General features: G+C 70.4%; 11 protein-coding genes and 1 pseudogene. 1 reads left to right on the forward strand and 11 read right to left on the reverse strand.

Annotated features, from left to right (window positions below; genetic code table 11):
• The 6 genes from AC1D1T_RS25540 to AC1D1T_RS25565 form a co-directional block, all read right to left on the reverse strand.
• On the reverse strand, positions 1–501 hold a 501-nt coding region (locus AC1D1T_RS25540; protein ID WP_477992725.1), incomplete at its 3' end, for an HAD family hydrolase.
• Positions 501–1,202: a ribulose-phosphate 3-epimerase gene (gene rpe, locus AC1D1T_RS25545; RefSeq protein WP_477827146.1), complete on the reverse strand. Its 702-nt coding sequence runs from the start codon at positions 1,200–1,202 to the stop codon at positions 501–503. The genes AC1D1T_RS25540 and rpe, both read right to left, overlap by 1 nt.
• Positions 1,202–1,951 (reverse strand): HAD-IA family hydrolase, encoded by a 750-nt coding sequence (locus AC1D1T_RS25550; RefSeq protein ID WP_477827147.1) that lies wholly within the window; start codon positions 1,949–1,951, stop codon positions 1,202–1,204. The genes rpe and AC1D1T_RS25550 overlap by 1 nt, the downstream gene beginning before the upstream one ends.
• Entirely contained in the window at positions 1,948–2,808 is an 861-nt protein-coding gene (gene cbbX / locus AC1D1T_RS25555; protein ID WP_465112376.1) for a CbbX protein, read from the reverse strand. Before cbbX ends, AC1D1T_RS25550 begins: the two co-directional genes overlap by 4 nt.
• Positions 2,809–2,857: 49 nt before the next feature.
• A complete protein-coding gene (locus AC1D1T_RS25560; protein ID WP_465112190.1) occupies positions 2,858–3,292 on the reverse strand; it encodes a ribulose bisphosphate carboxylase small subunit in 435 nt (144 codons plus the stop codon).
• A gap of 25 nt (positions 3,293–3,317) precedes the next feature.
• Positions 3,318–4,784 carry a form I ribulose bisphosphate carboxylase large subunit gene (locus AC1D1T_RS25565; protein WP_465112189.1) on the reverse strand — a complete coding sequence of 489 codons (1,467 nt, stop codon included), beginning with the start codon at positions 4,782–4,784 and terminating at the stop codon, positions 3,318–3,320.
• Between the two features lie 91 nt (positions 4,785–4,875).
• Between AC1D1T_RS25565 and AC1D1T_RS25570 the strand changes: the two genes are divergently transcribed.
• The gene (locus AC1D1T_RS25570) at positions 4,876–5,850 is read left to right on the forward strand and encodes a LysR family transcriptional regulator (RefSeq protein ID WP_477828893.1); all 975 of its coding nucleotides are present in this window, start codon (positions 4,876–4,878) and stop codon (positions 5,848–5,850) included.
• 4 nt (positions 5,851–5,854) lie between these two features.
• Here the strand turns inward: AC1D1T_RS25570 and AC1D1T_RS25575 are convergent, their stop codons facing one another.
• From AC1D1T_RS25575 to AC1D1T_RS25595, 5 genes and pseudogenes are all read right to left on the reverse strand, one after another.
• Positions 5,855–7,108 (reverse strand): TIGR02270 family protein, encoded by a 1,254-nt coding sequence (locus AC1D1T_RS25575; RefSeq protein ID WP_477992726.1) that lies wholly within the window; start codon positions 7,106–7,108, stop codon positions 5,855–5,857.
• A gap of 5 nt (positions 7,109–7,113) precedes the next feature.
• Positions 7,114–7,860 (reverse strand): hypothetical protein, encoded by a 747-nt coding sequence (locus tag AC1D1T_RS25580; RefSeq protein ID WP_477827482.1) that lies wholly within the window; start codon positions 7,858–7,860, stop codon positions 7,114–7,116.
• A gap of 7 nt (positions 7,861–7,867) precedes the next feature.
• The gene (locus tag AC1D1T_RS25585; RefSeq protein ID WP_477992727.1) at positions 7,868–8,665 is read right to left on the reverse strand and encodes a hypothetical protein; all 798 of its coding nucleotides are present in this window, start codon (positions 8,663–8,665) and stop codon (positions 7,868–7,870) included.
• A gap of 21 nt (positions 8,666–8,686) precedes the next feature.
• A complete protein-coding gene (locus AC1D1T_RS25590) occupies positions 8,687–9,799 on the reverse strand; it encodes a DUF4150 domain-containing protein (protein WP_052211404.1) in 1,113 nt (370 codons plus the stop codon).
• A 4-nt stretch (positions 9,800–9,803) separates the two neighbouring features.
• Positions 9,804–10,481, reverse strand: a pseudogene (locus AC1D1T_RS25595) (hypothetical protein); the annotation flags it as partial.

The raw sequence follows: 10,481 nt of genomic DNA on the forward strand, positions 1-10,481 counted from the left end.
CATCAGCACGCTGGCCGCCGAGACGCCGAAGCGGCGCGCCGCCTGCTGGATCAGCAGCGGCGCCGGCTTGCGCTGCGCCGGCGCATCGGCGCCGTGCACCTGCGCGAAATGCCCCAGCAGCCCGGCGGCGTCCAGCACCGCGCGCGCCAGCGGCGTCGGCTTGTTCGTCACCACCGCCATCGGGTAGCGCCCGCCCAGCCGGGCCAGCAGCGCGTCGATGCCCGGATAAGCGGCCCCCTGCGCCGATGGCGTGTCCAGCGTGGCGGCGTCGAAGCGCAGGCGCAAGCGGGCCGCGAGCACCGGCAGGTCGTGCAGCCCGCAGGCCTCGAGCGCGCGCACGATCAGCGCGTCGGGCCCGTCACCGATCCAGCCGCGCACGGTGGCCACGTCGAACGGCGGCAACGCCGCCTCTGCCAGTGCGGCGTTCAGCGCCAGCGCGATGCCGGCGGCGCTGTCGACCAGCGTGCCGTCGAGGTCGAAGCAGAGGGCGGCGACCCGCATCACGCGCTTTCGGCGAGATCGCGGCGCTGCGCGTTGACGCACAGCGCGGCGATCGCCTTCGGGTAGTCGCCGCCGCTGAACACCGCCGAGCCGGCCACCAGCGTGTCGGCGCCGGCGGCCACCACGCGAGCGATGTTCTTCGCGTTGATGCCGCCGTCGACTTCGAGCCAGACCTCGCGCCCGCTCGCGTCGATGCGCCGCCGCGCGGCCTCGATCTTCGGCAGCACGCCCTCGATGAAGGCCTGGCCGCCGAAGCCCGGGTTGACGCTCATCAGCAGCACCAGGTCGAGCTGGTCGAGCACGTGGTCCAGCACGTTCAGCGGCGTCGCCGGGTTCAGCGCCAGGCCGGCCTTCACGCCGAACGACCGGATCAGCTGGACCGTGCGGTCGACGTGCTCGCTGGCCTGCGGATGGAACGAAATGATCGACGCGCCGGCCTGCGCGAACATCGGGATCAGCGCATCGACCGGCTTGACCATCAGGTGCACGTCGATCGGCACCGGCCGGTCGCCGCGCCGGCAGTACGGCGCGATCGCCTGGCACACCATCGGCCCGATCGTCAGGTTGGGCACGTAGTGGTTGTCCATCACGTCGACGTGGATCAGGTCGGCGCCGGCCGCGATGACGGCGCGRACCTCGTCGCCGAGGCGCGCGAAATCGGCCGACAACAGGCTGGGCGCGATGCGGATGGCAGGGTTCATCAGCGGCTCTCCTGGTACAGCGCCTGCACCGGCGACGCGGTGCGGGCCGGGCGCGCGATGCGGATCAGCTCGTCGAGACCGAGGCCGGCCAGGCTGGGCAGCACCAGGCCGGCGCCGCGGAAGTCGCTGTCCTGGGTCCAGAAGGTCGGCGTCACCAGCGTCCACAGGCCGGCGGCCGTGGCGGCACGCAGCCCGTGCGCCGAATCCTCGACGGCCAGCGCCTGCTCGGGCGGCAGGCCCAACGTGTCGAGCGCGAGCCGGTAGATGTCGGGCGCCGGCTTCTTCGCGCGCACCTGGTCGCCGCAGGCGATCACCGCGAACAGGTCGAGCCCGCGCGGGCCCAGCGTGGCGTTGAGCAGCGCGTTGATGTTGGCGGCGGTGGTGGTGCTCGCGATCGCCAGGTGGCAGCCCTGTGCCACCGCTTCGTTCAGCAGGCGCTCCACGCCGTCGCGCAGCGTGACGCCGCCTTCGCTCACCACCTCGCCATAGAAGCGCGTCTTGTCGGCATGCAGTTGCGGCACCAGGGCCAGCAGGCGCTGGCGTTCGGCCGTGCCGAGCGGCAGCGACGCGATGTACGACGCGATGCGCTCCTTGCCGCCCGGCACCTCGAGCAGCTGCCGGTATTCGGCACGGGTCCAGGTCCAGCCGAGCCGGTACTGCTCGAACACGCTGTTGAACGAGATGCGGTGCGCTTCCTCGGTGTCGGCCAGCGTGCCGTCGACGTCGAAGATCAAGGCTTCAATGCTCATGGTCTCGCTCCTGGGGTGGTGCCGGCGAAGACGCGGCTCGCGAGCACGTCTTCGGCCTGCAGGGTGCACAGTTGCTCGCGCGTCAATCGCCGCTCGGCGCCGAACAGCCGCGTCGCGTGGCGCAGCCGGATGCGGTCGAGCGCATTGCGGATCGAGCGTGCGTTGGCGAAATGCGGCTGCTGCCGGCGCAGGCTCAGGTAGCGGGCAAAGGCCGGCTCGGCCGCGTCGTCGAAGCGGTAGTTCAGCCGGGTCAGCATCAGCTGCGCGATCAGCATCAGCTCGGCCTCGCTGTAGTCGGGGAAGTCGATGTGGTGCGCGATGCGCGACGCCATGCCGGGGTTGCTGGCGAAGAAGGTCTCCATGCGGTCCTGGTAGCCGGCGAGGATCACCACCAGGTCGTCGCGCTGGTTCTCCATCACCTGCAGCAGGATCTCGATCGCCTCCTGCCCGTAGTCGCGCTCGTTCTCGGGCTTGTACAGGTAGTAGGCCTCGTCGATGAAGAGCACGCCGCCCATCGCCTTCTTCAGCACCTCGCGCGTCTTCGGCGCGGTGTGGCCGATGAACTGGCCGACCAGGTCGTCGCGCGTCACCGCCACCAGGTGGCCCTTGCGCACGTAGCCGAGCTGGCGCAGCACCTCGGCCATGCGCATCGCGACGGTGGTCTTGCCGGTGCCGGGGTTGCCGGTGAAGCACATGTGCAGCGAGGGCGGCTGCGACTGCAGCCCCTGCTCGGCGCGCAGTTTGTCGATCAGCAGCAGCGCGGCGATGTCGCGGATGCGGCCCTTCACCGGCGCGAGGCCGATCAGTTCGGCATCGAGCTGGTCGAGCATCGCGCGCGCGGCCGACGCTTCGGGCATCTCGCCGGGCGGCTGACACAGACTGTCGCGGTCCTCGTTCATGGCGCGGTCACTCCTGGCGCATTCCGTACCGTTCGCCCTCGGGCGAACGCTGCACGGCGTAACTTTCGATGCTGTAACGCAAGCTTCGGCCCTGCTCTTCGGTGCGGATCAGCCGGAAGCCCGGTTCCACCGCCGGCCGGTTGACGATGAAGGACAGCACCACCGACTCGGTGCCATGCGTCGAGTCGAACGCGGTCAGGCGGATGTAGTGGTCGGGGAAGGTCTTGCGGCACTGCCGGAGCTCCAGCATCACGCCGGCCGCGTCGGACACGTCGAACATCGGGTTGCCGAACATCTCCCAGAAGGTGTTGCGCGGATGCGGGTCGTCGGTGTATTCGATGCCGATGGCCCAGCCCTTGCCGAGGGCGTGGTCGATCTGGCGGACGACCTGCACGTCGCTGAGGTCGGGCAGGAAGGAGAAGGTGCCTTGGGTGATTCGCATGCGAGCTCTCCAGGGGTGTCGAGGATCAAGCCACGGCGAGGGTGGGCACGTAGTCGGAGCTGTCGGTGGGCGTGTAGTTGAAGCTGATCTCGCCCCAGGTATCGAGCGCCGCGCGCAGCGGGCCGCACCATTTCGCCGCCTCGGCCAGGATCGCCGGGCCTTCGTTCGCGATGTCGCGGCCCTCGTTGCGCGCCAGCACCATCGCCTCGAGCGCGACGCGGTTGGCGGTGGCGCCGGCCTGGATGCCCTGCGGGTGGCCGATGGTGCCGCCGCCGAACTGCAGCACCACGTCGTCGCCGAACAGGTCGAGCAGCTGGTGCATCTGGCCGGCGTGGATGCCGCCGGAGGCGACCGGCATCACCTTCTTCAGCGCGCCCCAGTCCTGCTCGAAGAAGATGCCGCGCGGCAAGTCGACCACGGTGTGGGTGTCGCGGCACACGTTGTAGTAGCCCTGCACCGTCATCGGATCGCCTTCGAGCTTGCCGACGGCGGTGCCGGCGTGGATGTGGTCGACGCCGGCCAGGCGCATCCACTTCGCGATCACGCGGAAGCTCACGCCGTGGTTCTTCTGGCGGGTGTAGGTGCCGTGGCCCGCGCGGTGCAGGTGCAGGATCATGTCGTTCTGCCGGCACCAGTGGCTCATCGACTGGATGGCGGTGTAGCCCACCACCAGGTCGACCATCAGGATCACCGAACCGAGCGACTTCGCGAACTCGGCGCGGCGGTACATCTCCTCCATCGTGCCGGCGGTCACGTTCAGGTAGCTGCCCTTGACCTCGCCGGTGGCGGCACTCGCCTTGTTGACGGCGTCCATCACGAACAGGAAGCGGTCGCGCCAGTGCATGAAGGGCTGCGAGTTGATGTTCTCGTCGTCCTTCATGAAGTCGAGGCCGCCGCGCAGGCCTTCGTAGACCACGCGGCCGTAGTTGCGCCCGGACAGCCCGAGCTTGGGCTTCGTGGTGGCGCCGAGCAGCGGCCGGCCGAACTTGTCGAGCCGCTCGCGCTCGACCACGATGCCGGTGGGCGGGCCGGCGAAGGTCTTCACGTAGGCCACCGGGAACTGCATGTCCTCGAGGCGCGCGGCCTTCAGCGGCTTGAAACTGAACACGTTGCCGATGATCGACGCGGCGACGTTGGTGATCGAGCCCTCCTCGAACAGGCTCAGGTCGTAGGCCACGTGGCAGAAGTACTGGCCGGGGTTGTTCGGCACCGGCTCGACACGGTAGGCCTTGGCGCGGTACATGTCGCAGGCGGTCAGGCGATCGGTCCAGACCACCGTCCAGGTGGCGGTGCTCGATTCGCCGGCCACCGCGGCGGCGGCCTCGATCGGGTCGACCCCGTCCTGCGGCGTGATGCGGAACAGCGCCAGGATGTCGGTCGCCTTCGGCACGTAGTCGGCGTTCCAGTAGCCCATCTGGGCGTACTTCAGTACGCCGGCCGAATAGCGTTTCCTGGCATCGGTGATCTGCGTTGCGTCTTTCATGTGGCCCATGGACACTCTCCTTGCTCGGTTGAGTCGAATGTAGGGATCGCGATGCATTCGGAATAATTGATTCTTTTCGTCAACCCATAAGCTTCGACTGATGCTCAAGAACGCCACCTTCCGCCAGCTCGCGGCCTTCCATGCGGTGTCGCGGCTGGGCAGCGTGTCGCGTGCCGCGAGCGAGCTGCACCTGACACAGCCGGCGGTGTCGATCCAGCTGAAGCTGCTGGAGGAGAGCGCGGGGGCGCCGCTGCTGGAGAAGAGCGGGCGCGGCGTGCGCCTGACGGCCGCGGGCGAGCTGATGGCCGGCTATGCGGCGCGCATCCTCGAGCTGTGGCGAGAGGCGGGCGACGAGATGGCGGCGCAGCGCGGGCTGTTCTCGGGCACGCTGCGGGTGGGTGCGGTGACGACGGCGGAGTACCTGCTGCCGCCGCTGCTGGTGGCCTTTGCCGGCCAGCACCCGGAGGTGAAGGTGAAGCTGCAGGTGGGCAACCGCGACGAGATCGTGCGCATGCTGGCGACGCAGGAGGTCGACATCGCGATCATGGGCCGGCCACCGGCCGAGCTGAAGACGACGGCGGTGGCGTTCGCGAAGCACCCGATGGCGTTCCTCGCGTCGCCGGAGCATCCGCTGATGAAGCAGCGCCGGCCGGCACTGGCCGACCTGGTGGAGGCGAACCTGCTGGCGCGCGAGCGCGGCTCGGGCACCCGCACGACGCTGGAGCGGCTCTACAAGGAGGCCGGCGTGCCGCTGCGCATCGGCTCGGAGATGTCGAGCAACGAGGCCATCAAGCACATGTGCGCCGCCGGCTTCGGCGTGGCCTTCCTGTCGCTGCACACCTGCGCGCTGGAACTCGAGGCGGGGCTGCTGGCGGTGCTGCCGATGGCCGGCAACCCGCTGCAGCGGGATTGGTACGCGATGCACCTGGCGTCACGCCGCCTGCCGCAGGTGACGTCGGCGTTCAAGCAGTTCCTGGCGGACGAGGGACAAGGGGTGATCGATGCGCAGCTGCGGGGGCTGCGGCCGGTGGCGAAGCGTCGCGCAGCGGCCCCGAGGAAGGCATCTTCGCGTTGACCCTTCACGTCGACCCGGCCGGCGTCAGCAGCTGCAGTTGCCGCCACGCCGGCGCATCCACCGGAAACGCCACCGCGCCGGGTGCCGCCAGGCACAGGTGCTGCGCGGCCGCGATGCGCTGCCGCTGGTAGCCGCGCCTCAGCACCTCGACGCAATGCGGCGGGCTCATGACCTGCCCGAGGAAATGGCGCACCCCGGACCTGAAGCGGCCCGCCTGGCTGCGCCACCAGGCCGCCACCGCCGCCTGCTGCGGCCACGGCAGGTCTTCGTCCATGTCCATCGCCACGCGGTCATCGGCAGGGTCGTCGCCAGGTCCGGCATCGATGTCGTCCGGTGCCGGACGGTCCAGCCCGAGAGCCGCCAGGTCGGCGCCGGTGATGAAGCTGAAGGCCTCGCCGGCCGGCCGCGCGGTGGCGGGATCGCCCATGCGCTCGATCAGCCACTCGGCATAGCGCACGTCGCCCGTGTGCCCGACGCCCGCGATGAGCGCATGCATTGCTTCGGGCTGAGCCGCCAGCAGCGCCAGCAGCGCGCGTGCGTCGGCTCCGTCCAGCACCTTCAGCACCCAGCGCAATGCACGCTGCTGCCACGGGCTGGACGCCGCCGCCAGCAACGACAAGGCGTCGATCGAACGCCCCCGGTCGCCCAGCAGCAAGGCCGCCGCGGCGGCCCGGTAGCGGCACTCGGCATCGCCATCGGCCAGCGCCCGCAGGCAGGCCGGCAGCAGGTCCACGCGCCCCAGTTCGCCGGCGCAGCGCAGCGCGCGGGCGCGCAGCGACGGGTCGGCATCGTCCAGCGCTGGAGCCAGCGCGGCGCCGGGATCCACGCGGTGGACCGCGCAGCCGGCCAGGCCGATGCGCCGCCACAGCGGCGATGCGGCGTGCAGCATCGCGCGGATCGTCCCGCGCAGGAACTGCGGCGACACCCAGCCGAACGCGGCCTCCAGCATCGGCACCCAGCCGGGCTGCTGCTCGGCCAGCGCCAGCAGTTGCGCCACCTGCCGGCCGTCGCCGCGCTCCAGGGCCAGCAGCGCCAGCGGTGCCGCGGCCCACGGCGTGCCGTCGGCCAGCAGGCGCCTGCAGGCATCCCAGGCCGTCGACGCCTCGCGCAGCCCGTCGACATGCGCCGCCAGCCGGCTGTCGAGGGCCTCCAGGTCGTCGAGCAGGTAGTGCGGCTGCGCGACGGCCAGGCTGCGCAGGTGCCACAGGAAGGCGGCCTGCCCCGCATGCTCCTCGGCGATGTCCTCGTACCGGTCCATCGGCCTCAGGGCTGCTGGCGGGCCCGGTAGCGGTACGGCGGCCCCGGCAGCTCGTCGTCATCGGGCAGCTCGCCCGGCGACGCGAGGAACGGGTTCGTTCCCGGATCGAGGCCTTGCAGCCATGCATCCCAGAACGCCTCGTTCTGCGCAGGATCGTAGGCCTGCCCCGGGTCACAGGCCTGCGGCGGCACGGGCGCCCCCTCGGACGGAAAATTCTCGAACAGGTCTGGCTTGCGCTGCGCGAGCTCCACGTCGATGGCATGGAAGCGCAGCAGCCGGTGCATGCACGCCTCCCACCAGTCGTCGAAGGGCCGGGGATCGTTCAGCACATGGCGCACGAGGCTGCGCATCCACACCGCCTCGCGGCCCGGATCGGGATCGGTGCCCAGGTCGTGCAACGCGTTGTCCAGCAGCGTGATGGCCGCCCGCAGCGGCCCGAGCACCGGGCCGGCCCACACGCTCTCGTCGAGGTCCACCCGCACGCAGTACGCCGGGTGCACCGCGCCGGCCCACGCCGCTGTGATGTACAGCACGGCCTCGTGGTGCTGGCCGGAGGCGGAGAAGCGCTGCACGATCCACTCGGCGCTGGCGATCAGCAAGGCCAACCTGGCCTTGCCGGTCAGCAGCGGCAAGCGTTCGTCGGCCCCGGCGTCGGTCAGGTAGTACGCGTCGGACTCCCAGGCGTCCCAGGCAAAGGGGTAGTCATCGACGGCGATGCCGGCGGCGGCGAGGTAGTCGCGTGGTGGGCTCATTCGGATCTCACGGGGAGGGTTGGCGCGGGGCGCCGAGGCGGTACGGTTCGCCGTCGAAGCCGAGGCGCAGCATCTCCTGCGGCGAGCGCAGGTAGCGGTTGGTGCTGCCGTCGAGGCGGGCCAGGAAGCGGGCGGCCAGGGCCTCGCGCTGCGCCGGCTGGTAGTCGAAGCCGGGATCGAGCAGCTCCGGCGGCAGCGCCGGGCCGCGATGCGCGGCGATGAAGCGCTGCCAGTCCTCGGGGTTGTCGAAGTCGTTGCGGGAGTGCGCCGGCCCCTGCGGTGCGTGGGCATGCTGTTGCACCCGCGCGATGGCCAGCTCGAACCAGTCGACGAAGGCCGGGCGTTCGGCCTGCGGCATGACGTGCTGCACCACGTGGGCAGCGTGGAACGTCTCCCGGACCGGGGCGTGGATGCTGTCCCAGTACGTGGCCCGGTCCATCCCCTTCCACAGGTACACCGCCACCTCCAGCAGCGCCGACAACGCCGGCGGCGCATCCGGCGCCGTGCGCACGCTGCCCGCAGAAGGGTCTGCGTAGCGCCAGTCGACCTGGTACGCGAACGCCGCCTCGGCCAGCTCCAGGCAGGACGCCGCCTCGGCGGCGGCATCCATGAAGCGCACGGCGGCCCAGGACAGCAGCCCGGCGCACAGGCTCAGCTGGCCGCACAGCGTGGTGTTGTCCAGCTTGCGCAGCAGCGGCGTCACCGCGTTCGCCGGCCCGCAGTGCTGCTGCGCGCCGCGCCACGCGAAGTCGATCGGCGCGTGACGGATCGACGCGGGAATCCAGGGTGGCAGGCGGGCAGGCATGGGCGCTGGAGCGAGGTGGGGTCAGCTGCAGGCGGTGGTCGGCGGGCAGGTCGGCTTCTTCATCTCCAACTGGCCCTCCTTGTTGCGCTCGCACAGCCAGATGTCCAGGCAGCCGGCCTCCTCGATCGCGCAGATGAGGTGCGCGCAGCTCTGCTTGCAAGGCGACTCCTTGGTCTGCCCGTTCGCCGGCCCACCCGGCCAGTCGATGGCGAGCAGCAGCGATCCGCCATTGGGCTGCGGGTGGGTCAGGAAGATCTCGTCGATGATCTTGGGCTCCGCATGCGCCGGGTAGTTGGGCGTCATGCCTTCGTAGCTGTGGTACTGGAACGGCGTCTTCTCGCGGCCGGATCCGAAGCACGCCATCGTGCCGTGCGTATCCCGTTCGATGGGGTCGTAGTCCTGGCCCTTCGCCTGCGCCTTGGCCTGCTTCTTCAGCTGCGATTGCGGGATGCTGGGCTGGAAACTGGCGTAGTCGCGTTGCGCCGGGGTCATGCTCAGGCGCTTCTCCTTGGTGCTCACGCCCACCGCCCAGCCATTGCCGAGGCCGCCCTTGCTGCTGCCGCGCACATGTTCCGCGGTGCCGCTGGAATCGCGAAACACGCCGTGCGTCACGGTCTGGCTCTTGTCGAGCTGCGGGTTCGCCTTGCGCGCAGCGGCATTCTTGGTTTCGAGCGCCTGGCAGTCGGTGCCGAAATCCGGCGGCCCCTTCTCGGCCATGCTGGCCCCGGTGGCACCGCCCGAGGGGTTGCCGTGGTTGTGCGTCGTCAGGTCCATGAAGCGGGTGGCATTCGCGCCCTCCACCATCACGTCCATCGACCAGGCGGCGAACTTCATCGGCCCGGTGATGTTGTGCGAGACGACGTTCATGCCGAAGCTGCGCGTCGCCGCCTCGTCGCCGGTGCTCTTGCTGTAGGTCGAGCTGTTCTTCTTGCCCACCTCCTGGCCGCCGATCTTGACCGTGCGGCTGCCTCGCGCGGTGTCCTTCGCGAAGGCGGTGTTGGGGTACGGGATCGGCACCGGCCCGGCCGGTGGCCCGGGTGGCGACAGGCAGACGTCGGGCATCGCCGCGATCGAACGGTTCGTCGAGGCCTTGCCCGACACCTCCAGCCCGTTCGCGAAGACGTTCCTGCCCATGGCCTCACCCCCGGCGCTCGAAGGCGGTGACGAGGGCGACACGCTCGCCGTTGTCCTCGCCGGCGTGCAGCAGCGTGTGATGGCTCGGCGCGTACGCCTTGGCACCGGCCTCGAAGGCCCAGCCCAGCAGGCAGGGGAAGATTGCAGCCCCGACCTCGCCGATGGACTGCGCCGGGTGCCAGGTCTCCACATGCCCCTTGGGCCGGCGTGACACACCCTCCGGCGGCAGTCGGTCGAGCCGGCCGGCGGCGATCGCCGCCTCCTTGAACTTGAAGCGTTCGCCGTTGTGATCGCTGACCGTGAAGTTCAGATCGAAGAACGGCACCTGCGCCATCTCGAGCGCCTGCTGCATGGCCTGCGTCAGGCCGTCGCCGAGCACCGGATCGTTCTCGTTGCCGCCGTCGCCGCTCGCCTCGCGGCCCACGCCGATGCCCTGGATCAGCAGCTCGTCCGCATCGAACGCCCCGCTGCGCCCGACCAGCACGGCGCAGGCCGCTTCGCCGGGCAGGAAGCCGTTGCTGTTGGTGCCGCATTTCAGGCGCCTGCGGCGCATGTAGTGCGCGACGACGACCTGGCGCAGGAAGCTCTCGACCCCCACGATGATGCAGCCGGGCGCGCCGTGGCGCCCGATGAGGTCGTCCGCGACCTGCAGCGCCGTCAGGATGCCGGTGCGCCCGCCCGC

The sequence above is a fragment of the Rhizobacter sp. P2_H3 genome (assembly GCF_056403355.1).